Origin of the sequence: Paenibacillus sp. LBL (assembly GCF_029893715.1) — a bacterium.
Lineage (GTDB): Bacteria > Bacillota > Bacilli > Paenibacillales > Paenibacillaceae > Paenibacillus_AQ > Paenibacillus_AQ glucanolyticus.
The window spans coordinates 57,777-82,011 of sequence record NZ_JARXYU010000003.1 but is presented as its reverse complement, the minus strand read 5'-3'; the positions used below and the strand labels follow the sequence as shown (position 1 = coordinate 82,011).

Annotated in this window: 19 protein-coding genes, 1 tRNA gene and 1 pseudogene; 6 read left to right on the top strand and 15 right to left on the bottom strand. The window is 49.8% G+C overall.

The window, feature by feature from the left end; all coding sequences use genetic code 11:
- The first annotated feature begins 223 nt into the window (after nt 1–223).
- Nucleotides 224–535, top strand: coding sequence for an ArsR/SmtB family transcription factor (locus M2277_RS08905; protein ID WP_006207592.1), 312 nt, complete (start codon nt 224–226; stop codon nt 533–535).
- Between the two features lie 116 nt (nt 536–651).
- Nucleotides 652–1,776, top strand: a complete 1,125-nt coding sequence (locus M2277_RS08900) for an NADH:flavin oxidoreductase (RefSeq protein WP_036644282.1) — start codon at nt 652–654, stop codon at nt 1,774–1,776.
- 161 nt (nt 1,777–1,937) lie between these two features.
- Here the strand turns inward: M2277_RS08900 and M2277_RS08895 are convergent.
- From M2277_RS08895 to M2277_RS08865, 7 genes and pseudogenes are all read right to left on the bottom strand, one after another.
- Nucleotides 1,938–2,285: pseudogene (locus M2277_RS08895) on the bottom strand (serine hydrolase); the annotation flags it as partial.
- A gap of 932 nt (nt 2,286–3,217) precedes the next feature.
- Entirely contained in the window at nt 3,218–4,507 is a 1,290-nt protein-coding gene (eno, locus tag M2277_RS08890; protein ID WP_006207587.1) for a phosphopyruvate hydratase, read from the bottom strand.
- Between the two features lie 48 nt (nt 4,508–4,555).
- Nucleotides 4,556–6,100: a 2,3-bisphosphoglycerate-independent phosphoglycerate mutase gene (gpmI, locus tag M2277_RS08885; protein WP_006207586.1), complete on the bottom strand. Its 1,545-nt coding sequence runs from the start codon at nt 6,098–6,100 to the stop codon at nt 4,556–4,558.
- Nucleotides 6,101–6,853, bottom strand: a complete 753-nt coding sequence (gene tpiA, locus M2277_RS08880) for a triose-phosphate isomerase (RefSeq protein ID WP_006207585.1) — start codon at nt 6,851–6,853, stop codon at nt 6,101–6,103.
- Nucleotides 6,854–6,929: 76 nt separating this feature from the next.
- The gene (locus M2277_RS08875) at nt 6,930–8,111 is read right to left on the bottom strand and encodes a phosphoglycerate kinase (protein WP_006207584.1); all 1,182 of its coding nucleotides are present in this window, start codon (nt 8,109–8,111) and stop codon (nt 6,930–6,932) included.
- A gap of 193 nt (nt 8,112–8,304) precedes the next feature.
- Nucleotides 8,305–9,309, bottom strand: a complete 1,005-nt coding sequence (gene gap / locus M2277_RS08870) for a type I glyceraldehyde-3-phosphate dehydrogenase (protein ID WP_006207583.1) — start codon at nt 9,307–9,309, stop codon at nt 8,305–8,307.
- Nucleotides 9,310–9,418: 109 nt separating this feature from the next.
- On the bottom strand, nt 9,419–10,462 hold the full coding sequence (locus M2277_RS08865; RefSeq protein WP_006207582.1) for a sugar-binding transcriptional regulator: 1,044 nt from the start codon (nt 10,460–10,462) through the stop codon (nt 9,419–9,421).
- A gap of 370 nt (nt 10,463–10,832) precedes the next feature.
- Here M2277_RS08865 and M2277_RS08860 point away from each other — a divergent pair.
- Together M2277_RS08860 and clpP are read left to right on the top strand one after the other, a co-directional pair.
- A tRNA-Arg gene (locus M2277_RS08860) sits at nt 10,833–10,907 on the top strand.
- A gap of 160 nt (nt 10,908–11,067) precedes the next feature.
- Nucleotides 11,068–11,664 carry an ATP-dependent Clp endopeptidase proteolytic subunit ClpP gene (gene clpP / locus M2277_RS08855; RefSeq protein WP_006207581.1) on the top strand — a complete coding sequence of 199 codons (597 nt, stop codon included), beginning with the start codon at nt 11,068–11,070 and terminating at the stop codon, nt 11,662–11,664.
- A gap of 665 nt (nt 11,665–12,329) precedes the next feature.
- Here the strand turns inward: clpP and M2277_RS08850 are convergent.
- From M2277_RS08850 to M2277_RS08825, 6 genes are all read right to left on the bottom strand, one after another.
- Nucleotides 12,330–13,403 carry a PdaC/SigV domain-containing protein gene (locus tag M2277_RS08850; protein ID WP_280754607.1) on the bottom strand — a complete coding sequence of 358 codons (1,074 nt, stop codon included), beginning with the start codon at nt 13,401–13,403 and terminating at the stop codon, nt 12,330–12,332.
- A gap of 612 nt (nt 13,404–14,015) precedes the next feature.
- Nucleotides 14,016–15,068, bottom strand: coding sequence for an ABC transporter substrate-binding protein (locus M2277_RS08845; protein ID WP_036644278.1), 1,053 nt, complete (start codon nt 15,066–15,068; stop codon nt 14,016–14,018).
- A 58-nt stretch (nt 15,069–15,126) separates the two neighbouring features.
- A complete protein-coding gene (locus M2277_RS08840) occupies nt 15,127–15,933 on the bottom strand; it encodes an ABC transporter permease (RefSeq protein ID WP_036644275.1) in 807 nt (268 codons plus the stop codon).
- Nucleotides 15,934–16,782, bottom strand: a complete 849-nt coding sequence (locus M2277_RS08835) for an ABC transporter permease (protein ID WP_036644271.1) — start codon at nt 16,780–16,782, stop codon at nt 15,934–15,936.
- Nucleotides 16,779–17,750 (bottom strand): ABC transporter ATP-binding protein, encoded by a 972-nt coding sequence (locus tag M2277_RS08830; RefSeq protein WP_036644269.1) that lies wholly within the window; start codon nt 17,748–17,750, stop codon nt 16,779–16,781. Before M2277_RS08830 ends, M2277_RS08835 begins: the two co-directional genes overlap by 4 nt.
- A 421-nt stretch (nt 17,751–18,171) precedes the next feature.
- Nucleotides 18,172–18,933, bottom strand: a complete 762-nt coding sequence (locus M2277_RS08825; RefSeq protein WP_006207574.1) for an SIMPL domain-containing protein — start codon at nt 18,931–18,933, stop codon at nt 18,172–18,174.
- 325 nt (nt 18,934–19,258) lie between these two features.
- Between M2277_RS08825 and M2277_RS08820 the strand changes: the two genes are divergently transcribed.
- Both M2277_RS08820 and M2277_RS08815 read left to right on the top strand, forming a co-directional pair.
- Nucleotides 19,259–20,647, top strand: coding sequence for an amino acid ABC transporter substrate-binding protein/permease (locus M2277_RS08820; protein WP_231888101.1), 1,389 nt, complete (start codon nt 19,259–19,261; stop codon nt 20,645–20,647).
- Nucleotides 20,640–21,368 (top strand): amino acid ABC transporter ATP-binding protein, encoded by a 729-nt coding sequence (locus M2277_RS08815; protein WP_280754606.1) that lies wholly within the window; start codon nt 20,640–20,642, stop codon nt 21,366–21,368. Before M2277_RS08820 ends, M2277_RS08815 begins: the two co-directional genes overlap by 8 nt.
- 1,095 nt (nt 21,369–22,463) lie before the next feature.
- Here M2277_RS08815 and M2277_RS08810 read toward each other — a convergent pair.
- Nucleotides 22,464–23,540, bottom strand: a complete 1,077-nt coding sequence (locus tag M2277_RS08810; protein ID WP_148248476.1) for a HAMP domain-containing sensor histidine kinase — start codon at nt 23,538–23,540, stop codon at nt 22,464–22,466.
- Nucleotides 23,540–24,220: a response regulator transcription factor gene (locus tag M2277_RS08805; RefSeq protein WP_006207571.1), complete on the bottom strand. Its 681-nt coding sequence runs from the start codon at nt 24,218–24,220 to the stop codon at nt 23,540–23,542. Before M2277_RS08805 ends, M2277_RS08810 begins: the two co-directional genes overlap by 1 nt.
- Nucleotides 24,221–24,235 lie beyond the last annotated feature (15 nt).

Here is a 24,235-nt window from a genome sequence, read left to right as displayed (position 1 = left end):
ACAAGCCTTGGCAATCACAACATTGGCCTGTAACATCGCGGACGGTTCAGCCTCACCGTGTATCCATGGCTAAATTCAATCATTTTTCTTGGGCTCAACCCCAACCTGAATAAAAGCTATTCCATGTCAACCCCTGGGCTGGCCTGGGAATAGTCTTTTTTTCTTTTAGTTATTTTCCCAAAGTTTATATTTACATTTCTATAAAAATAGATATAATGAGCATATGGATACCATACAAACCATCAAAGCACTATCAAACGAGACCCGGTTTAAACTTCTGGAGTGGCTGAAGCATCCGGAGGAACATTTTGATCCGCAGAAGCACATGCCTTCTACATGCGATTTTCAGGGCGGTGTCTGCGTCGGCTCCATTTCAGAGAAAACAGGGCTTGCACAGTCGGTCGTTTCTGGCTACCTGGTCAAATTGCAAAAGGCAGGTCTGCTGGAATCCAGGCGCTCGGGCCAGTGGACATATTACAGACGTAATGAGGAGGGTATCGCGCGTTTTATCGAACAACTCAAGAAAGAGCTATAGGCTTAAACGAGCATTATCACCATAAAGGAAGCCTACAAGCTCTTTCTTTTCATTATATATATCTATTTTTATGAAAATGCAGAAAAACATATTAGAGATATTGGAGGATTCCATACATGAGCAACCAAAATCAAAACACCCGATCCACCGAGGCTCTTTTCGAGCCTTATACAATCGGAAACCTGACTCTTTCATCCCGCGTGGTGATGGCACCCATGACCCGCGGCTTCTCCCCGAATGGCGTACCGGGCCCGAATGTGGCGGCTTACTATCGTCAGCGTGCAGAGAATGGCGTCGGATTGATCATTACCGAAGGAACGCTGATAGACCACCCGGCAGCTACCGATAACCCCAATATACCTAATTTCCACGGTGAAGCCGCATTGAACGGCTGGGCCGAGGTCGTACGTCAGGTTCATGAGGCTGGCGGCAAGATCATGCCGCAGATTTGGCACATCGGCATGACCCGTCCGGTGGGCGCCGAGCCAAACCCGGAGGCACTTCCGATCGGACCATCCGGACTTGACCTGGAAGGCAACCTCGTCACTAAGCCGATGACCATAGATGAAATCAAACAAGTCATTCAAGCTTATGCGGATGCTGCTGCGAATGCTAAACGCATTGGCTTTGACGGAGTAGAAATCCATGGTGCCCACGGATACCTGATCGATCAATTCCTCTGGGAAAGAACGAACCAGCGTACCGATGAGTATGGAGGAGACATGCTGAAGCGTGCCCGCTTTGCGATCGAAGTGGTGAAAGCCGTACGTCAAGCGGTAGGTCCGGACTTCCCTGTTGCCATCCGTCTATCCCAGTGGAAGACAACCCAATACGAAGCTAAGCTCGCAGATACGCCTGAAAAACTGGGTCAGTTGTTAACCGCGCTGTCGGACGCAGGTGTCGATATATTCCACTGCTCGACACGCCGCTTCTGGGAGCCTGAATTCGAAGGCTCTGAGCTGAACTTTGCCGGTTGGGCTAAGAAACTGACAGGAAAAACGGTCATCACCGTCGGCTCTGTTGGCCTCGATGAAGTGTTTACCAGCCTCTTTACCCAAGGCAAGGGTGCTGGTCACAAGGACATCGATGAGCTCTTGAACCGCCTTGAGAAACATGAATATGACCTCGTTGCCGTAGGTCGTGCTCTCCTGGCTGATCCGCAATGGGCTGCCAAGGTACGCGACGGACGTTTCGACGAGCTTGAGCCATTCACGCCGGAATCCTTGAATACCCTGGTTTAATGCTGTTCTGGCCCCTATAGACCTGGGCTGCATTAGGCCTTCGAAATATCCATCATAAGCCGGAAGAGGACCGCAGTCTTCTACCGGCTTTTTTTGCTGTGTACATAAACAAAGACCAAGCTCTCCCAGGAGAGTTTGGTCTTCATGTATTACATCATCTATTACAATAGGGAATCTTCGCCAAGTGCGTTCACGATCACGCCCGCTAACGTTGAGGTCAGCATGGTCGACACATTGCTTAACACGATTACCGCGATTTCTTGATCCAGCAGCTTTAGATAGGAAGCCGTGTAACCGTTAATCCCGCCATGATGGAAGGCCATGGTCCGGTTGGCCCCGATGCTTGCTCTATTCCAGCCATAACGGTAAGGCTGCTGCCCGTCCCAAGAGAATAGCTTGACCGTCATATCGCCGGACAACAGCTTCCCCTCATCCAGTGCACAGTTAAGCATATGCAGATCTCTAGCGGTAGAGACAATGCCCCCGGCCGAATAAGCGTTGGACATGTCGAGGTACGAGCGTTCCGCAGTTCTCCCTCCGCCGTCATCTCATAAGCGCTCGCTCGGTTAGATAAGATCGAGCTGGATTCAAGGGCGGAATCCTTCTTGCCCGCAGGGCCGAATATTTCCCGTTCCAGAAAATCGGCGTACGTGGAGCCGCTGAAGTTTCGATGATTTTTCCAACAGAATGTAGCCAGAGTTCGAATAGCTAAAGTTCGTCGGAACCTCTGACTCCATGGGAAGAGAGTATATCCATTCCACAAGTTCATCAATTGAATGCTTTTGAACCGATATACGCACCGCCTCACAGCCCTCGTCCAAGGTGCCTCCCTTGCCTTGCCTAGCCTTCCCCACCCACACCCAAAAGCCCAGTTCATGCGACCAGGCTGAACTGGGCTATCTTTGCTCCCCAGCGATGGCTGCAAAAGGCTGCACACCTCCCTCATGCTCAGGTGCGTATATCGGTGGAGGAGCAACGCGTTCGCCTTTAAAATCGGGAAGCCTCCTTACCCTAATCCATCCAGCTTCCCGATTTTAACAGCGACCGGAGCCGATATTCGCACCGCCCCACAGCCCTCGTCCAAAGGTGCAGCCCTTCCCTTTCTCCCCCTCCTCCACCCAAAAGCCCAGCTCATGCAACCAAGCTGAGCTGGGCTTTATCTCTTGTACTCTCCGGCGATGGCTGCAAAAGGCTGCACACCTCCCTCATGCTCAGGTGCGTATATCGGTGGAGGAGCAACGCGTTCGCCTTTAAAATCGGGAAGCCTCCTTACCCTAATCCATCCAGCTTCCCGATTTTAACAGCGACCGGAGCCGATATTCGCACCGCCCCACAGCCCCCATCCAAGGTGCAGCCTTCCTTGACTCTTCGACATCGCCCAATCACACGCAAAAAAAGCCCAGCTCCCAAAAAGCAGGAGCTGGACTTTCTTCTATTTCAATTATTTTTGCTTCAAGTTGTAGAACGACTTCAAGCCGTTGTATTGAGCAAGTTCGCCCAATTGATCTTCGATGCGAAGCAATTGGTTGTATTTTGCCACACGGTCGGTACGGGAAGGAGCACCCGTTTTGATCTGACCTGCGTTGGTTGCCACCGCGATATCAGCGATGGTGCTGTCTTCGGACTCACCGGAACGGTGGGAGATAACAGCCGTGTATCCTGCGCGTTTTGCCATTTCGATTGCATCGAATGTTTCAGTCAATGTACCGATTTGGTTAACTTTGATCAGGATGGAGTTACCGATACCTTCGTTGATCCCTTTTTCCAAACGCTCGGTGTTGGTAACGAACAGATCGTCACCCACGAGTTGAATTTTGTTGCCCAATTTCTCGGTAAGCAGCTTCCAACCTTCCCAATCGTCCTCGGAACATCCGTCTTCGATCGTAACGATTGGATATTTGTCTACCCAAGAAGCGAGCAAGTCAACGAATTCTGCAGGCGTGAAGGATTTGCCTTCGCCTTCCAGAACATATTTGCCATCTTTGAAGAATTCAGTGGAAGCTACGTCCATACCGAGCAATACGTCTTCACCTGGCTTGTAGCCGGCTTTTTCAATCGCTTCGATGATGGAAGTCAATGCATCTTCGTTAGAAGTAAAGTTAGGAGCGAAGCCGCCTTCGTCACCAACCGCCGTGTTCAGGCCTTTGCCTTTCAGAACAGACTTCAGGTTGTGGAAAATTTCAGCGCCCATGCGAAGTGCTTCTTTGAAGCTAGGTGCGCCAACAGGCAATACCATGAACTCTTGAACGTCCACGTTGTTGTCTGCATGAGCACCACCGTTAACGATGTTCATCATAGGAACTGGAAGCTGTTTCGCGTTGAATCCGCCAAGGTAAACATACAATGGGAGATCCAGAGCGTCTGCAGCAGCGCGAGCTACAGCCATGGATACAGCCAGAATTGCGTTTGCACCCAATTTGCCTTTGTTTGGAGTTCCGTCCAAAGCGATCATCAATTTATCGATGCCGAGTTGGTCCAAAGCGTCCATGCCAATTACTTCAGGAGCAATGATTTCATTCACGTTCTCAACAGCCTTCAGAACGCCTTTGCCCAGGTAACGGGATTTGTCCTCGTCGCGAAGCTCAACGGCTTCGTGAATACCAGTGGAAGCACCGGATGGAACGATAGCGCGACCGATCGCACCGGATTCCAGGTATACTTCAACCTCTACGGTTGGGTTGCCGCGGGAGTCAAGGACTTCGCGTGCATATACGTCAGAAATAATAGTCATGTGTATAGTCTCCTTTAAATGTTATGTTTACGTTCCATTATGAACGACTTACTTCCGTGCTGCAATCATGGAGGTTCCCGTCATTTCGTCCGGCTTCGGCAGACCCATCAGATCGAGAATCGTTGGTGCGATGTCGGCAAGAATGCCGCCTTCACGCAGCGTTACGTTCTCATCCGTTACGATGAACGGAACCGGGTTCGTGGTATGCGCTGTGAATGGACGCCCATTCTCGTCAAATACCATGTCCGCATTTCCGTGGTCAGCGGTGATCAGAACAACCCCGCCTTTTGCCAAAACAGCCTCGACAACCTTTCCAACACATTCGTCTGTGGTTTCAACAGCCTTGATTGTTGGCTCCAGCATACCGGAGTGACCTACCATGTCCGGGTTCGCAAAGTTCAGGATGATCGCATCATGCTTATCCGCTTCGATCTCTCGCACACAAGCATCCGCCACCTCATAAGCGCTCATCTCCGGCTGCAGGTCATACGTCGCGACCTTCGGTGAATTGATCAGTACGCGCGTTTCGCCTGGAAGCTCCACATCGCGTCCACCGCTGAAGAAAAACGTCACGTGTGGATACTTCTCGGTTTCCGCAATACGCAGCTGCTTTTTGTTGTGCTGAACCAGCACTTCACCGAGGGTGTTGTCCAGATTCTTCGGCTTGTAGGCTACGAAGCCTTCCACCGTCTCGCTGAACAACGTCAGGCAGACAAAATGCAGGTTTTGCGGGAACTTCGGTCCACGTTCAAAACCGCGAAAATCATTGTTCGTAAACACTTGGGACAGCTGAATCGCACGGTCAGGACGGTAGTTCAGGAAGATAACGGAATCTCCGCTCTCCACCAGGCTTACCGGCTCGCCCTCACCGTTCACAATCACGGTCGGTTCCACGAATTCATCATAAACCGATTTCTCGTAAGATTCGGTGATGGCTTTCAGCGGATCCGTGTATTGAGGTCCTTCGCCGTATACCATAGCACGGTATGCTTTCTCGACACGATCCCAACGCTTGTCACGGTCCATCGCATAATAACGACCGGAGAGTGTAGCGATTTGGCCAACGCCCACTTCTTCAATCTTCGCGATCAGATCCTTAACAAACTGCTTGCCGCTGTCCGGTGCCACATCGCGTCCATCCATGAAGCCATGGATGTATACGTCATGGAAATCTTCCTTCTTGCAAAGATCCAGCATCGCAAACATATGCTCAATGTGACTGTGCACGCCGCCGTCGGACACAAGTCCGTACAGATGCAATTTCTTGCTGTTGTTCTTAGCTGCGCGAACGGCTTCCACCAACGTATCGTTCTCGAAGAATTCTCCTTCACGAATCGACTTCGTGATGCGAGTCAAGTCCTGATACACAATCCGGCCTGCGCCAATGTTCAGGTGACCCACTTCGGAGTTCCCCATTTGACCTTCCGGCAAGCCAACAGCTTCGCCGCAAGCGGTCAATGTTGTGTTCGGGTATTGCTTCAAATACCGGTCGTAATTGGGTTTGTTCGCTTGAGCGACCGCATTACCCACATCGGTGTTGCGAAGCCCGAAACCGTCCATGATGATCAGAGCTACGGGTCTTGGAGCTGACATCTACTTCGCCCCCTCAACGAGTGCGATGTAGGAAGCCGGTTGTAGACTTGCACCACCAACGAGCGCGCCGTCGATGTCGCTTTGTCCCATATACTCCGTTACATTTTCAGGCTTCACACTGCCGCCGTATTGAATACGCACCAGTGCTGCGACACTTTCACCATACAGGCCTTTTACGAGTTCGCGGATATAAGCGATTACTTCGTTAGCGTCCTCAGCTGTTGAGGATTTGCCTGTACCGATAGCCCAGATAGGTTCGTAAGCAATAACAACATGAATGGCTTGATCAGCAGGAATACCTGCGAACGCGGCTTCAGTCTGTACTTTGCACACGTCTTTGGTTTGGCCTGCTTCGCGTTCTTCCAGCTTCTCGCCGACACATACGATCGGAAGAAGACCATGACGGAACGCCGCATGTACTTTCTTGTTCACGATCTCATCGGTCTCTGCAAAATACTGACGACGCTCGGAATGTCCGATAATGACATAATCCACGCCCAGATCCTTCAGCATCAAACCGCTGATTTCGCCTGTAAAGGCACCATTATCTTCAAAATGAAGATTTTGTGCACCAATTTTGATGTTCGTGCCCTTTGCAGCTTCAACCAGAGCAGGAAGAGTGGTGAACGGCGCGCAAATTACGCTTTCCACGCCTTCAACTTCTGCTTTGCCTTTTACATCTTCGAAAAATGCGGTTGCTTCCGGAACAGTTTTGAACATCTTCCAGTTACCCGCTATGATAGGTGTTCTCACACGATTCACTCCTTTATTCCCCCCGAAGAGCCGGGGTTCAAACTTCATCCACTTGCTACCATCTTATATCATAAATCTATTTATCGTTCAGTGCCACAACACCAGGAAGTTCTTTGCCTTCCATGAACTCAAGAGATGCACCGCCGCCTGTGGAGATGTGGTCCATCTTGTCAGCCAGACCGAATTTCTCAGCTGCTGCAGCAGAATCGCCGCCACCGATAATCGTGTAAGCTTCCGTTTCCGCACAAGCTTGTGCAACTTCACGAGTACCGTTTGAGAACGGAGCGATTTCGAATACGCCCATAGGACCGTTCCACACGACAAGCTTCGAGTTTTTGATCACTTCTGCATACTTGGCACGAGTCTTAGGACCGATGTCAACGCCTTCCCAGTCTGCTGGAATGCCGTCGATGCCAACAATCTTTGTATTCGCATCTGCGCTGAACTCGTCCGTAACCACGATATCTTCCGGCAGGTAGAAGTTTTTACCCAGCTCTTTGGCTTTCTCGATGAAACCGAGCGCAACATCAAGCTTCTCTTTATCGAGCAGAGATTGACCGATTTCATGGCCTTGAGCTTTGAAGAACGTGTAAGCAAGTCCACCGCCGATGATGACATTGTCAGCAAGCGTAAGCAGATTGTCGATCACGTCGATTTTGTCTTTAACCTTCGATCCACCGATGATCGCGGTAAAAGGACGATCCGGATTCGAAAGGGCTTTGCCGAGAACGGACAGCTCTTTCTCCATCAACAATCCCGATACAGCCGGAAGATGATGAGCAATACCTTCTGTCGAAGCGTGCGCACGGTGAGCAGCACCAAACGCGTCGTTCACGAACAGATCAGCAAGCTCTGCGAACTGCTTCGCAAGTTCCGGATCATTCTTCTCTTCACCAGGGTAAAAACGAACATTTTCAAGCACGAGCACGTCGCCGTTTTGCAGCTGGTTTACTTGTGCTTTTACTGCTTCCCCTACCGCTTCATCCGCTTTGGCTACCGGTTTGCCGAGCAATTCGGACAAACGTTCGCTTGCCGGAGTCAGGCGCAAAGATTCAACGACCTCTCCTTTGGGACGACCCATGTGGCTGGCCAGGATAACTTTCGCTCCTTGCTCCACCAGGTAGTTGATCGTCGGCAAAGTCTCACGAATACGAGTGTCGTCTGTAATTTTACCATCTTCGAGCGGTACATTGAAATCGACGCGGACAAACACCCGTTTGCCGCTTACTTCTACATCACGTACACTTTTCTTGTTCATCTCCACGTTCCTCCTAAGAAAACTATTCTCCTCACCGACAGCATGCAGTTGCTCCCGTTTCTCTCTCTATCGTCTCACCAGCGCCCGGATATGATCTATTCTTCCCAGTGCTCTGGCATGAAACAAGTAAAAACCATGAACCAAAGAGGAGACCCGTGAACGGAACTCCTCTTCGATTGGATGGCTAGATCAATTACAGACCTTTGCTTGCGATGTAAGCAGCGAGGTCAACGACACGGTTGGAGTAGCCCCACTCGTTGTCATACCAGGAAACGACTTTCACCATGTTGTCGCCAACCACCATAGTGGAGAGCGAATCGATAGTGGAAGAAGCCGGGTCACCATTGTAGTCGCTGGATACAAGCGGCTCATCGGAGTAGTTCAAGATGCCTTTCAGTGGGCCTTCAGAAGCTTCTTTCAGCGCGCCGTTCACATCTTCAAGCGTAACGTTTTGGGACAGTTCTACTACAAGGTCAGTTACAGAAACGTTCTTCGTAGGTACACGCATCGACATGCCGTTCAGCTTGCCTTTCAGATGTGGCAGTACGAGACCAACCGCTTTAGCAGCACCTGTTGTGGATGGAATGATGTTCTCAGCAGCTGCACGAGCACGACGCAGGTCTTTGTGCGGCAGATCAAGCACTTGCTGGTCATTCGTGTAAGAGTGAATAGTATTCATCATACCTTTCACGATACCGAATTTCTCGTCAAGAACCTTAGCGAAAGGAGCCAAGCAGTTCGTTGTACAAGAAGCGTTAGAGATGATGGTGTGGTTAGCAGCATCGTATTTATCTTCGTTAACGCCCATAACGATGGTGATATCCTCGTCTGTAGCCGGAGCGGAGATGATAACTTTCTTAGCGCCGCCTTTCAAGTGAGCGGAAGCTTTGTCTTTCGCTGTGAAAATACCAGTGGATTCTACAACGATTTCTACGCCGTACTCAGCCCAAGGCAATGCTTCAGGGTTACGCTCAGCGAATACTTTCACTTCGCGGCCGTTTACCACAAGTGCGCCTTCTTTAGCTTCTACTTGTGCGTCAAGTCTGCCGTGAGTTGTGTCATATTTCAAAAGGTGTGCCAGTGTTTTCACGTCCGTCAAATCGTTGATTGCCACGATTTCAACTTCGCTGTTGTTCAGCGCAGCGCGGAACACGTTACGTCCAATACGTCCAAAACCGTTAATACCTACTTTAACCATGAGTAGTTCCCTCCATATTTGTAAAATTTATATATTCAAGATTGACCATAAGATCAATCAAGACAACAAGGTTTGTAAAAACTGTGGTGCTCTAAATTTCTGGACTCAATCAAATGGCGGCATCGATTTCCTTCTCAAGCTCCAACGCTGCCGCTTCATCCGTCACGAGGATGTCCTCATGTCCGAATTTCAGCACGGCGTGAATCGCTTTGCCCTTGCCTTGGCCGCCGGCAATGCCGATGATCGTCTCTGTTCGCATAATGTCCTCAAGCCGAAGTCCGAGGGTAAGCATCTTATGCACAACTTCGCCTTCTTCGCTGAAATAATAGCCGAATGATTCAGCAATCGCGCCATCTGCCTGCAAGTTCTGAATGGAGCCTTCATCCAGCTTGCGTCGTCTCGCCATCTCCATCGCGTCGCCGATGCCGTGTATAATGACCCGGCAGCGCCGAATTACATCCACAATCTCCTGGATATGCTGATCCTGAACAAGAGACTGATAAGCATCCTCGCTTAGCAGATCAGGCACATGGAGCAAACGGTATTCAGCCCCAACACGCTTTGCCATCTTGGAAGCAATGGTGTTCGCTTGAATCTCCATGCTCTCTCCGAGGCCTCCGCGCGCAGGCACAAACCACGTGCTTCTGAGCGGTCCGCCACCAGGCAACGATGACATCTGCTCCGCCACTTCAGCGAGTGTAGAGCCGCCTGTTACGGCGATTGTATCTCCATCCTCCACAAAACTAAGCAGCGTCCTTGCGCCGGCCCGGCCAAGCTCACGTTTGACTTCCGGAGATGACTCACTGTCACCGGGAATAATGACCACTTTACGAAGCCCATAAGCCTGACGGATCTTCTCTTCCAGTTCAACCAATCCGAACAACTCATTCATGACCGGTTCAAGTTCCTCAACCAAGCATAATCCTGCACTGCTGATTCGCATGCCAAGCGTCTCAATCTCGATCAGCCCCTGCGCTTTCAGAAGATCAGTCTCTGCCCTGAGGACACGCTCGGTCATCGAGAGTGATGAAGCCAGCGTTCTTCGGCCAACCATTCCGGACAACTTGATCTGATGAAGGATGGAATACCTTCGTTTAAGAGTGTTCATCAGATCCGGCAGAAGTTGCTCTTGTATTTCTAATAGGTTACGCATGCATTCCACTCCTGCAAACTTCGTCTCGGCTCTCCTCTATCGGGCCGTAAAATGTCCCAGTTAAACTTTTTGAGTCCCACCTTTATTCTAACCAATAATCACGCCCGTTGCAAGTGTCCGAAAGTATATTTCTCTGCCCCAGCCATTCTTATACATTATGGCCAAATGCAAGCTTGTCTATATAGTAGGAACAAAGTTTTGTCCGCTATTGTATTTTCGAAATAGATGCGGTATAATCAACTTCGTTGCTAATTTTTTAGATATCAGAAAGTATATACATCGCAGAGTCAGCTTCCTGATATCGCAAGAAAATCTACCGCTAAACGCGGTCTGTCTTCTTTGAATGTACGTCGATAGACCTTTTTATTATGCGCCCGTGGTCCAATGGATATGACGTAGGCCTCCGGAGCCTGAGATCGAGGTTCGATTCCTCGCGGGCGCGCCATTTTTACTTTTTCTATATACTGATTACCCCAAAGTGCCCATGACGGCTCTTTTTTTTACCCAATAGTTTGACTTTCTTTGACTTTTTGATTTAAATTGTTTATCATGTGGGTAATACGGTAACAGTATTTATATGAGGTACTTAAGAGGAGGTTTTCCACGTGAGTTTTATACCTATGGTCGTTGAACAAAGCAACCGCGGTGAGCGGGCGTACGACATCTATTCCAGATTGCTGAAAGACCGCATTATCTTCCTCGGCTCCGACGTAAATGACGTGGTCGCCAATTCCATCATTGCCCAAATGCTGTTCTTGTCGGCTGAGGATCCCGAGAAGGATATTCATCTTTACATCAACAGCCCAGGCGGTTCCATTACCGCAGGTATGGCGATATTCGATACGATGCAGTTCATCAAGCCGGACGTTTCGACGATCTGTGTCGGCATGGCTGCTTCCATGGGCGCATTCCTGCTGAATGCAGGCGCTAAAGGCAAACGTTATGGTCTGCCTAACAGCGAGATCATGATTCACCAGCCGCTCGGCGGCGCACAAGGTCAGGCCACGGATATCGAGATCCGTGCTCGCCGCATCCTCAAGATGCGCGACAAGCTGAACCGCATCCTGTCCGATCGTACCGGCCAACCGCTGGAGCGCATTGAGAAGGATACCGATCGTGACTACTTCATGACGGCTGATGAAGCCAAGGAATATGGTCTTATCGATCAAGTACTGGAAAATACACCACCGCAGGGACTATAAAAGAATGCAAGGAAAGGGCAGGCGCCGTTATCCGGTGCCTGCCCTTTCTTATCCTCTGGATTCATTGAAAACTTCGAGTACTAAATCGTGAGAGCATCCCCTCCGGTCGCTGTTGAAATCGGGAAACATGAATGAACAGATAAGGAGGTTTCCCGATTTCAAAGGCGAACGAGATGCTCCTCCGAGGATACTCTCACTTCGGTACGACTCTTTTCAATAAAACATAAAGAAGGTAAGACCATCCCCCTCCTAAAAGACCTGCCTTAACTTGTGGGGACGGGAATAGAGGAAAACCTATGTAGGGTTCCTTGCAAGGGTAATTGGTTGCGCACAGCCTAATGTGCTCCCCTCACTCTCTGCGTCCATAAACGGATGGCATCCGATATCGCATAGGGCGACTTATGGCATTTTACCCCCGGACCATACACCGTGCTCACAGGGAGCAGTGCGCACGGTGTACAAACCATATAAGTCACCATCGAGGCAAGCCTCTCGATAAACACAAAAATCCCCTGAGAATAAGGAGCAGGAGTGTACTCTCCAGTTATCAAGGGATTTTTCGCAACTAGTTCCAGCACAGTGTTAACATCAGGACAACATCATGTATCTAAACAAGCTATAGTATTAAAAATGATTTCAGCTAATACAAACTGATTGATCGAGTCTTACTTCCATTCCTTCAGCTTGAACTCAAACTCAGGGAATCCATAGGCATACGCCGTGTACTCATAAAGCTGGAAGTACAGTACCGCCGCGTTATCCTTCACATAGAAGTCGGCATCGGCAGGCACTCCCTCAAAACCGCCGAGATAACCTCCCTCTTTCTTCAGCTTGCTCAGCACAAGGTTGTTCATCTTCTGCTTGTTCTTGCCCTGCATGTTGATGAAATCGCCCAGCTTCATTTGCTTGCCGTCCTTCAGTGAGAAGGTGAAGCTCTTGCGGAAGGTCATGCCATGAGCACCGCCCGTGTACGAATAATCGTACGCCGTAATGCTCAGGATGCCATCCTGATTGTAATGAACTACATAATCACCGCTGAATTCATACGGAAAATCTGTTCCCGATGGCGGGAGTGTGCCCACATTTCCTTCAGCGCCCGTGATGACGCCGGATGCATTTTCTTTTAGCACTTTGTTGATCTCTGCCTGCACCTCAGTGTTACCGAGGCCACTGATAACCGGATAATTCACAACGGCATCAACGCCTTGAATTTTCTTTTTCAGCGCAGTCGATTTGATTTGAATGTCGTTTTGCTTTTTCTGCGTCATGCTGAGTGTTTTCAAGGAAGGATTCCACTGTCCCTGAACTCCCATATATTCGCTGATCGTTTTGAACGGCATATACAGACGACCGTTGATAATCTGTCCGCCTGGCTCACCAACATAAGCTCCGTTCACCAAAATACCGATTTCACTCGCATCATATACGACGGCGCTCAACTTGTTATATCCGTTACCCAGCGTGTAGGTCCGATTCTTCGCATCATATTTAAGAGGCATTCCCAGACCATCCCGTAAAGCGGTTGCCGGAACATAGGTTACCCCATGCAGCACGATGCCCTTCTGTGATAAGGTTTTGCCATTCCATTTCAATACAACTTCATTCTTCGACGATTTTTGACTGGCGGAAACGGATGCCTTAGAGGTGCTTGCATCGATCACCTGTCCACTCAAACCAAGACTGCCAAGCAGGACACTAGTTGCAATTAAGGATGCACATACACGAAATTTAGGATTCATATTAGAATTCCACCTTTGTTAAAATAAGTTTCCGTTAGTTGTTACTCTATTACCCTCATTCATTATAAGGAAAGCTTTCAATCTATTGGTAACAAAGTCAATGACAATTTTGACTCCATGCTAAAGGACCTATATATTCTTGCTTATCTTTCAGTATGGGCCTCGTTATACTAATGAACACAAAACAATGATGTCATGCGCCCGTAAACATGAACATTTCACGGACCCGGACAACGTAAACCAATGGAATGATAAGCAATACCCCCAAGTGCTCCTTCAATGTTTATCAACAGTAAGCGCAAGGGGCTTTTTCTGGAAAACATCCAGTCACAACCACTGCAAATATATAGCTAAAAGCAGCAAGCAGCCAGAGAATTCATACTGTCTTTATCCCGACTTGTTTAAACCATTCAGAATCCATATCAAAATGGCGTATTTCCACTCTTTATATATAACAATGAAAAGGCCCCGAAAGTTATGGGAAAATTCGTATAAGCGATCTTCCACACTTATTTATAGGTCTTAAGATTCAATTTTTATAACATAAAAAAACCTGCCCCCTTGAGGGGCAGGTTTTCTATATTGCAGTTAATATGAAGAAATACATATTTCTTATCGACCGCTCTTCAGCTCGGTCCACAAACGATCATAGATGGACAGGGAATCGCCGACATTGTCGAGCCATTCGGTACGACGCAGCTCCTCTTCCGTCAGGTTGATCATGGTATTGGCGCGATATTCCTCGCTATGGAATTCCATCGCTTTGGTGTTCGGATTGCTGTATCCGATAAATTCATAGTTCTTGGCGCTGACTTCAGGCTCCAGCATGAAGTTAATGAATTTCTCGGCCAGCTCCTTATTCTTCGCACCTTTAGGAATCGCGTAGTTGTCCGAGAAGATGGTCGCTCCTTCTTCAGGCACGACATATGCCACATCCGGATTCTCCGCCGCGATAAACGCCGCGTCTCCGGACCAAACCGTAGCAATCCAGCCTTCTTCCTGAATCATCTTCTGCTTGATATTATCCGTATCAAATGCAAGCACGTTAGGCAGCAGCGTCTTCAGCTCATCAGATGCAGCGATAATCTCCGCTTCATCTTTACTGCTGTTGGATTTCCCCTGCTTCTTAAGTGCCATGCCAATCATCTCCCGGTTGTCATCCAGAAGCAGGACTTTGCCCTTGTATTCCGGGTTCCAGAGATCTCCCCAGCTTTTGATCTCGTCTTTCACGTACTTCTTGTTATATGCAATTCCCGTTACACCGGACGTGTAAACGATCGAATATTTATTGCCCGGGTCATAAGAAGGATCTTTAAACGTATCCGTAATATTGACGAAGTTCGGGATATTATTCATCTCAAGCGGCTCAAGCAGCTCCGATTCAATCATGGTTTTCACCATATAATCGGACGGCTGAATGAGATCATAACCACTGCCGCCAGCTTTGATCTTAGCCAGCAGATCTTCGTTGTTTGCATAATTGTCGTAGGTTACCTTCACGTCAAACTTCTCTTCGAAGTCCTTCAGCACCTCAGGGTCGAAGTTGTCAGCCCAGCTGTAAATATGAAGAGTTTCCTTATCCGAGCCGCAAGCAGCCAGGAGTCCTACAGACAATACTGCAACCATACCTGCCATCAGCAGGCGGGTCCATCTCGATTTGTTCAATTCAATATCTCCTCTCTTTCCACTTCCATATTCTATTCGAAAAAAGCGTTCGTATCGCTTAGATCGGCAATGTTTTGTGCTTCTTCTGACCGTTGCCGCGGTTGAGAATGTATTGGGCTAACAGGATCAGCGTAATGCTCACCAGAATGAGCAGCGTACACAGCGCGTTGATCTCAGGCGAGATGCCTCGTTTCACCTGCGCGTAAATATAGATCGGCAGCGTCGTTGAGCTTGGACCAGCGACAAAAAAGCTGACCATGAAATCATCCAATGACAGGGTAAAAGCAATCAAAGCGCCGGAGATAATGCCCGGTGCAATCTGCGGCAGCGTTACATGCCGGAACGTTTGCCAAGGCGTGGCTCCCAAATCCTGAGCCGCCTCATCCAACTGCTTGCCCATGCCGGACAGTCTGGCCGTAACCACGACGTAGACATAGGACAGGCTGAACGTGATGTGAGCAATAATTACCGTGGTTTTGCCAAGCGGCATGTTCAATTGGCTGAACAACACGAGCAGTGATAACCCCATAATGATATCCGGGATAATGACGGGCAGATATAACAGCCCGTTCATGCCGCTGCGTCCTTTGCGGCCCATATTTCGGAGCGAGAGTGCCGCTGCGGTTCCCAGCAGGGTGGATACAACCGTAGAGATGACGGCCACCGTCAAGCTGTTCATCAGGGCTTCCATCACATGCCGGTTCTCGAACAGCGATACATACCAATCCAACGTAAATCCTTCCCAGTTTCCGCTCAGCCGCGTATCGTTGAAGGAATAGATAATGATCATAATGATGGGTACATAGATGAAAGCCATCATAAGGAAAGAGTGAATCCCGAGCAGCGGATGATTCTTCTTCTTCACTTATCTCCCCTCCCCTACACGTTGATGGCGGGCTTGCATGGCCCGGTTAAATAGCAGGATCAGCACCAGGGACGTGGCGACAAAAATCACCGACAACGCCGCTCCAAACGGCCAGTTCCTTGCACCCAGGAACTGTGACTGAATAATATTACTGATCATGGAGGACTTCGCGCCTCCCAATATATCCGTAACTACAAACATCCCGGAGGTCGAGACATACACCAGAACCGCACCCGTCATAATGCCGGATTTGCTCTGCGGCAGCGTAATGTGCCGAAACGCCTTCCACCTCGATGCACCCAGATCGCTGGCCGCATCCAAGAGACGCTTGTCCATCTGCTCCAGCGCTACATAAATCGGCAGCACCATGAAGGGAATAAAGTTATACACCATGCCAAGCAATACGGCACCATACGTATATAACATCTGAATAGGCTCATCAATCCACCCCACCCATAACAGCAGGCTGTTCACCACGCCTTGCGTTCGCAAAAGCAGAACCCAGGCATACGTGCGAATCAGAAAGTTGATCCAGAACGGAACGGTGATCAGAATCAATCCCCATGTCTGGATACGCGGGGAAGCGTTGGCTATATAATAGGCCAAAGGATAGCTGACTAACAAGCAGATCACCGTAGTCAGCAGCGACAGTACCAGGGTATCCCAGTAGATTCCTAAATATAAGGGATCAAAAAAGGTCTTGTATCCTTCCAGACTGAAGGAAAACACGATATTACCGAGCGAATCCCGCGACAGAAACGAGATGCCGACCACGATCAGCATCGGGACGATCAGGAACAGGGATAACCACAACAGCACCGGCGTCAGCAGGAACCTTGATTTCCTCATGGCCCGATGATCACCTCATCCTTCGTGCTCCAGTTCACCCCGACCCGCTCACCAACCTCCCAAGGACGATCATCCGAAATATCCAGGGCAATCGTTACCTTCATCGGCTCATTGTCAAGCTGGACCAGCAGCTTATGCACACTGCCGAGGTACTGCACATCCTCAATCACGCCGCTCTTCTTCGCACCCGACTCCCGCTGCGGAACCAGTTTCTCCGGCCGCACGGCAAAGAGGCCTTCCGGTGATGAGAAGACATTATTCTCCCCAACAAAAGTGGCAGCAAACAGCGTTTGCGGCCTCGCGTAGATCTCGCGCGGCGTGCCGATTTGTTCTACCCGTCCATGATTCATAATCACGATCCGGTCGGACAGCATCATGGCTTCCTCCTGATCGTGCGTTACATATACAAACGTAATGCCCAGCGTCCGCTGCAAATGCTTCAGCTCGGATTGCAGGTTTTTGCGCAGCTGCAGGTCCAGTGCACCCAGCGGTTCATCGAGCAGCAGCACCTTCGGTTTGTTGGCGATGGCACGTGCGATAGCTACCCGCTGCTGTTGTCCTCCGGACAGCTGATGCGGGAAGCGTTCCCGCAGTGGGGTTAGCTGTGTCATCGTCACGGCCTCGTCCACACGTTCCTTGATGAGCTGACGCGGCATTTTTTTCATTTTTAATCCAAAAGCAATGTTATCTTCTACGGTCATATGCGGAAACAGAGCATAGTGTTGGAATACAAGATTTAAATCCCGCTTGTTCGCAGGCACATCCGTCACATTCTGACCCGCCAGCAATACCTGTCCTTCGGTAGGCTGTTCGAATCCTGCTATCATTCGGAGAATCGTCGTTTTGCCGCAGCCGCTGGGGCCCAGCAAAGTCAGGAATTCCCCTTCTTTAATGGAGAGCGACAGCGGATGCACGACCGCTTGTCCCTGAAAATGCTTCTCGATCTGGACAAGTTCAATCACATGCATCAACCCCTTCTTCAAAATGTGACCTATTCCATGTGTACCAGTGTACCAATCCTACTTGCTAGTATGCACAAAAACGTGCTCCACTAAGAAGAAACGGTTATACTGCCTATCTTGCTCAGATGGGCAGGATCCGTTTCTTAGGGGAAGCTCTAGAAGTCTCTACTAAGAGAAAAAAGCCATATCCATGGGTATGGCTTTACGCTTTAGAACAAAGTTCAGTTTTTCGCATATTCACTATACCTCGTTTTCCCCCTATACACAACACTTTTCTGTGTATTTCGACAGGGGAAGGTACGGATATGGCACCGTATTATGGTATTTCAGTTTTCAGAGTGAATGCATCAGATAAATCAAAGAAAACCGCTCACCCGGTAATGACCCGGATGAACGGTTCTCTGCACGCTTAGTGAAAAGACATTGACTATTTCAGCTCATATTGAACATACAGCTGTGTCGAGATTTTGATCTCGCCCGGCTTCACGGATGTGCTGGCGCCTGCGTCCGCTGCATTGGATTGAGCCGCCATCTCCATTTTTTCGAGGCCATAGATGTTATTTACGCCAACGGAGCCTTCCACAATGTTAAGCACGACACCCAGTTGACGCTTGGAGGCTTTCGCCATAGCTTGAGCCTTAAGGTCTGCATTTGCCATGGCTTTATCAATCACCTGCGCTTCGAATGCATCGCGGTTCTCAACAGAGAAACGGGCGTTGCCAATGGAGTTCGCCCCCGCATCAGCGGATGCATCCAGCAGGTCTCCAACTTTGCTCAAATCGCGAAGGGTAACTTCCAGGGAATGGTACGCTGTGTAGTTTTTCACTTTACGGCCATTCTCATCGGAATACGTATAGTTGGGCTGTACGTAGAATTGTTCGGTTTTAATATCCTTGTCATCAATTTTCCATGTTTCCTTCAACAGCTTGGTCACTTTATCCATTTTCAGCGCGTTGCTCTTCTGTGCGGATTTTGCGGTTTCCGCATACGATTCAGCCCCGATGGAAAGATATACGATATCTGGCTTCACCGAGATTTCGCCTTTACCGAGTACGGTGAGAAGATTTTGCTGTGCTGCCTCCGCCGCATGCACCTCGGTTGCCCCGCTCAATCCTGCCAAAGCCGTACTGCCTGTCAACAGTGCGCCTGCAATCATAATGGAACCTACTTGTTTGACCCATCTTTTCATTATTGTCAGCCTCCTTCAATATTGGCATCGCTGCCATGCTTGACTTACCCTTCTAACGTGGCGGGATTGGTAAATGTTGCATCCGATGTGAACGGTTTAGCGATTTTTCCTCAATTTATTTTTCGGGACCCCATGTGATGGTATTTCTAGGCATGATTGGTTCATTGGGAAAATAAGATACCGAAATAAAGCAGGAAGCAGCTGTTAACAAGGAAGCAACAATGGGTAACTAACTTACGACGGTGTTTAAAAAGAGGAGGTCACTATGAAATCATCCCGGGTGTTATACGCGTTCATGTCACTGCTGCTCCTTATGGCAGTTGGCATGCCATATGGGACGGCAAGCGCTGCGGCAGAGCCTGCCTCCGGCAAAACCTATCAGATCGGAACGGACGTTACGTTTGCTCCGTTTGAATTCCAGGATGCCAGCGGCAATTTTGTCGGTATCGATATGGATCTGCTCGATGCTATCGCCAAAGATCAAAACTTCAAATACGAAATCAAGCCGCTCGGCTTCAATGCTGCGGTTCAAGCGCTGGAAGCCAATCAGGTAGACGGCGTCATCGCGGGCATGAGCATCACGGATGAGCGAAAGCAGAAGTTTGACTTCTCGGATCCTTATTTTAACTCGGGCGTGGTCATGGCTATTCGTCAGGATCAGGAGTCCATCAAGGGATATGAGGATTTAAAAGGGAAAAAGGTCGCGGTCAAAACCGGTACGGAGGGATACAGCTTCGCGGAATCCATATCCTCCAAATACGGTTTTACCATTGTGCCTTTTGACGATTCGGCTCAAATGTATGACGACGTCAAAACCGGCAATTCCGTTGCCTGCTTTGACGACTTTCCGGTATTGGCCTATGGCGTTAAACAGAACAACGGTCTAAAAATCGTTACGGATATGGAGCCCGGTGCATCCTATGGATTTGCCGTGAGCAAGGGGAAGAATCAGGAGCTGCTGGAGAAATTCAACGCCGGCTTGGTCAATCTGCAGGCAAACGGAGAATATAATCGCATCAAGGAAAAATATATTGGCGAAAACGCTGTAGGACCGGTGGATCAAAGCCGCTGGGGACTGATCGTGGAGTCGCTGCCTTCCTTGTTGAAGGGCCTCGGCAATACACTGCTGCTGACATTTGCGTCCCTGTTTTTTGCATTTTTCCTAGGCTTGATATTCGGTTTCATGAAGGTCGGACGTAATAAGTGGCTTCGAGGTCTTGCCACCGTATTCGTGGACATCTTCCGCGGCATCCCCTTGCTTGTCCTTGCCTTCTTCATCTACTTTGGTATTCCTCAAGCATTCGGTTTTACCATGTCGCCTATCGTGGCAGCCGTTCTGACCCTAAGCCTTAATGCTGGAGCCTATGTAACGGAGATCATCCGCGGCGGCATCCAGTCCATCGACCGCGGGCAGATGGAAGCAGCCCGTTCGCTCGGTTTGCCATACCGCAAAGCCATGATGAAAATCATTATTCCGCAGGCAATCAAAATCATGATTCCGACCTTTATCAACCAATTGGTGATCACGCTCAAGGATACATCCATCCTGTCGGTTATCGGCCTGGTCGAGCTGACCCAGTCCGGGAAGATCATTATTGCAAGAACTTTTGCATCGTTTGACATCTGGCTGGTCGTTGCGATCATGTACTTGATCGTCATCACGATTTTGACCAAAATTTCGGATCGTCTGGAAAGGAAGGTACGTCATGGATAAGATTCGCGTTGAAGGATTGAAGAAGAATTTTGGTACCAATGAGGTACTGAAGGGCATCGACATGCAGGTTCAGGAAGGCGAGGTTGTCTGTGTCATCGGACCTTCCGGTTCCGGCAAGAGCACGTTCCTGCGCTGCATTAACCGGCTGGATGACATTACAGCAGGCAAGGTGTTCGTGCATGACCGGGATATCAATGACCCTAAAACGAACATCAACAAGGCGCGGGAGAACATCGGCATGGTGTTCCAGCATTTTAATCTGTTCCCGCATTTTAACGTGCTGAAGAACATTACCTTTGCCCCGGTGGAGCTGGGTAAACAGAACTCGGTCGAGGCGCGTGCCACGGCACTCAAGCTGCTGGAGCAGGTCGGCCTCTCGGATAAAGCCGAGGCATTCCCTAACCAGTTATCAGGCGGTCAGAAGCAGCGCGTAGCGATCGCCCGGGCGCTGGCAATGAACCCGGACATCATGCTGTTTGACGAGCCGACATCGGCGCTGGACCCGGAGATGGTCGGCGAAGTGCTCGGCGTCATGAAGGATCTGGCACGCGAGGGCATGACGATGATAATTGTCACGCATGAGATGGGCTTCGCACGCGAGGTGGCCGATCGCGTGATCTTCATGGACGGCGGTTATATCGTCGAGGAAGGCCCGCCGGAAGAGGTGTTCGGCAGACCGAAGCATGAGCGTACGATCAGCTTTTTGGAGAAGGTGTTGTAATGATGGGGCAGGTGCTGTAAGCACAAGGCTAGGTGCGTATGCACAAGGGCTAGGTGCGTATGTACAAGGGCTAGGTGCGTATGCACAAGGGCTGGGGGCGCAAGCACAAGGCTAGGTGCGTATGCACAAGGGCTGGGGGCGCAAGCACAAGGCTAGGTGCGTATGCACAAGGGCTAGGTGCGTATGCACAAGGCTAGGTGCGTCTGCACAAGGGCTGGGGGCGTAAGCGCAAGGGCTGGGGGCGTATGCACAAGGGCTGGGGGCGTATGCACAAGGCTAGGTGCGTAAGCACAAGGGCTGGGGCTGGGGGCTTACACATACAGCCAACTTATCTTTAGAATCGCTGTTACCGTGCGGTTACTTCCCCATTGCAAGTAACCTTATGACCATGCAGCCTTCATTGTGCAGCTGCCCATCATCGAACTACCAGAAATAGCATCTAATGATGACATCTGGATAAAATTTGGTACTCTAAAGCATGGGCAATCAAGGCATTACTGCAACCCGAAAAACTAACGGACCCAGCGGACCTTATTGGCGGAAAAACGGGGTTTTTAGGAAACTAAGGGACCCAGGATCCTTTATTCCCCAAAAAGGCTTCATTTTCCTGATAAATTCCTATGATAACGTCTCTGGAGTCCGTTAATTCTAAATATGGAGCTGAATTCGACCAATAAGATCATTAGGGTCCGTTAGCATGGGATACACAGGATGTATTGCATCATTTGCAATTATTACTTGCACCACTGTGCTACTTACAATAATTTCCCGACTTACTTCACTTGCACAACTTAGTTATTCGCAACATTACATCGCTGCCCAAATCATCATCACTTACACTTACACCACTTACATCACGTTAGTGTGCGTGATGATGAAGTGGGCAATATGTAAGTGATGAAAGTGATACCAGCACCACTTACCTCCACGTACATCACCTTATGCCACTCTCACCCTCCTACAATTGCACAGTGCTCTCACTGCTATCACCAGCTTTGGTGTTACTTGTACCTCTTTACTATTCTTGCAACATATTCAACCCTTCATATCCAATCTTCATTTCCAATCCTCATTCCCAATCTTCACGCACGACCACTACTTTGTATCCAAAGATCGCTTATAAGGCACCTTCACGGTAAATGTAGATCCCTTCCCAAGCTCGGATTGAACAGCGATCCGCCCTTGATGAATATCGACGATCCGCTTCACGATCGATAATCCCAGACCGCTGCCGCCAGCAGCGCGATTACGCGATTTGTCCGCTTTGTAGAAGCGTTCGAAGATGTGCAGCTGATCGGACTCCGTCATCCCGACCCCCGTGTCCGTGATTGTGACCTCGGCTTCGTCTTGATCTGCCTTCAGCACAATCGTGATTATGCCATCTTCCGGCGTGAATTTGATGCTGTTGTGCAGCAAATTGGTCCACACCTGATTCAGCAGATCCTCCGTCGCCTCGATCTGGACCTCGGCGAGGTCCAGATCCACCTGAATCCGCTTTGCCAGCCATTGCGGTTCGTTGGCCAACACCACTTCACGCAGTTGGCCGTCAAGACGGTAACGTGCCCTTTCGAATACAGGCTGATCGCCCTCCAAGGACGACAGCTTCAGCAGATTATCGCTCAGCTGCGACAAGCGGCGGCTCTCCCCTTCGATGATCTCCAGGTAACGAGCCCTCTTTTCCTCCGTAAGGCGGGGATTGCGAAGCGCTCGGGCAAACCCCCGAATCGAGGTGAGCGGGGATTGGATTTCGTGGGATACATTGGAGATGAAATCCTGACGCATACTTTCCATTCGCCCCAGCTCCCCCGCCATATCGTTAATGCTGCTGGCAATCATCTTAAACTCCCCGCGCCACTTCTGATCGTCCATCTTCACGTTGAAATCCCCTTGAGATATCCGGCGCATGGCATCTGTGATGGCAGTCAGCATGGCAATCTGCCTGTGCTTGAAGAACATGCCCACGATCAGCATGCACAGAAAGAAAATGATAACACCCACAAACAGGTCGAGCAGATGGACAACATAATCCCACTTCGGGGTTCCCGTCCAGTTATATACGAACCTTGTTACATAGGTTGCTGCCGTCCATGAGGCACCCAGGACCGCGAAGATCGAAATGGTCTGAAGGATTTCCCGCACGATTTTCAACAAAATTTTGAGGATTTTTTTCATCAGCCCTCACCTACCTCCAGGCGATAGCCAAGGCCGCGCACCGTACGAATCCTGAACCGGTACTTCTCCTCCGGGAACCGCTCCCGCAGCCGGTTCACGTGTACGTCCAGCGTCCGTTCGTTCCCCTCAAAATCATAGCCCCATATATCCTCAATCAGCCGGTCCCGTGTCAACGTGCTCCCCGGATAGCTTCCCAGCTTGAAGAGCAGCTCGAACTCCTTCAGCGGCAGGGCGAAGATGTCATCAGCCGTCTTGACTTCATAGGTTCTGCGATTCATCTGCAGCTTCCCGACGTTCACCGTCTGGGAGGCCGCGACCTGATACCGCTTCAGCAGCGCTTTGACGCGCACAACCAGCTCGGCTGGTTCGAAAGGCTTCACCAGGTAATCGTCGGTCCCCAGCTCAAAGCCCTTCACGATCTGCCTCGTTTCCCCCTTTGCCGTCAGCATCAGCACCGGGATTCCCGTATTCCTCCGAATCTCCCGGCATAACTCCCATCCATCCATATTCGGCATCATGATGTCCATCACGACCAGATCGACTGATGCCTGATCCATCACGGACAGGGCTTCGACCCCGTCCGAGGCTTCGAGTATCTCCTCCATCCCCGCTTCCTCCAAAAACACCTTCACGAGTTCGCGGATGTTCGGATCATCGTCCACTACCAATATTTTTGCCATGGTCATCCCTTCTTC

Bases quoted from the DNA above. Each gene is read 5' to 3' on its own strand.
- M2277_RS08905 (WP_006207592.1), top strand. From the start codon at position 224: ATGGATACCATACAAACCATCAAAGCACTATCAAACGAGACCCGGTTT.
- M2277_RS08900 (WP_036644282.1), top strand. From the start codon at position 652: ATGAGCAACCAAAATCAAAACACCCGATCCACCGAGGCTCTTTTCGAG.
- eno (WP_006207587.1), bottom strand. From the start codon at position 4,507: ATGACTATTATTTCTGACGTATATGCACGCGAAGTCCTTGACTCCCGC.
- gpmI (WP_006207586.1), bottom strand. From the start codon at position 6,100: ATGTCAGCTCCAAGACCCGTAGCTCTGATCATCATGGACGGTTTCGGG.
- M2277_RS08875 (WP_006207584.1), bottom strand. From the start codon at position 8,111: ATGAACAAGAAAAGTGTACGTGATGTAGAAGTAAGCGGCAAACGGGTG.
- gap (WP_006207583.1), bottom strand. From the start codon at position 9,309: ATGGTTAAAGTAGGTATTAACGGTTTTGGACGTATTGGACGTAACGTG.
- M2277_RS08865 (WP_006207582.1), bottom strand. From the start codon at position 10,462: ATGCGTAACCTATTAGAAATACAAGAGCAACTTCTGCCGGATCTGATG.
- M2277_RS08850 (WP_280754607.1), bottom strand. From the start codon at position 13,403: ATGAATCCTAAATTTCGTGTATGTGCATCCTTAATTGCAACTAGTGTC.
- M2277_RS08835 (WP_036644271.1), bottom strand. From the start codon at position 16,782: ATGAGGAAATCAAGGTTCCTGCTGACGCCGGTGCTGTTGTGGTTATCC.
- M2277_RS08830 (WP_036644269.1), bottom strand. From the start codon at position 17,750: ATGCATGTGATTGAACTTGTCCAGATCGAGAAGCATTTTCAGGGACAA.
- M2277_RS08825 (WP_006207574.1), bottom strand. From the start codon at position 18,933: ATGAAAAGATGGGTCAAACAAGTAGGTTCCATTATGATTGCAGGCGCA.
- M2277_RS08820 (WP_231888101.1), top strand. From the start codon at position 19,259: ATGCCATATGGGACGGCAAGCGCTGCGGCAGAGCCTGCCTCCGGCAAA.
- M2277_RS08815 (WP_280754606.1), top strand. From the start codon at position 20,640: ATGGATAAGATTCGCGTTGAAGGATTGAAGAAGAATTTTGGTACCAAT.
- M2277_RS08810 (WP_148248476.1), bottom strand. From the start codon at position 23,540: ATGAAAAAAATCCTCAAAATTTTGTTGAAAATCGTGCGGGAAATCCTT.
- M2277_RS08805 (WP_006207571.1), bottom strand. From the start codon at position 24,220: ATGGCAAAAATATTGGTAGTGGACGATGATCCGAACATCCGCGAACTC.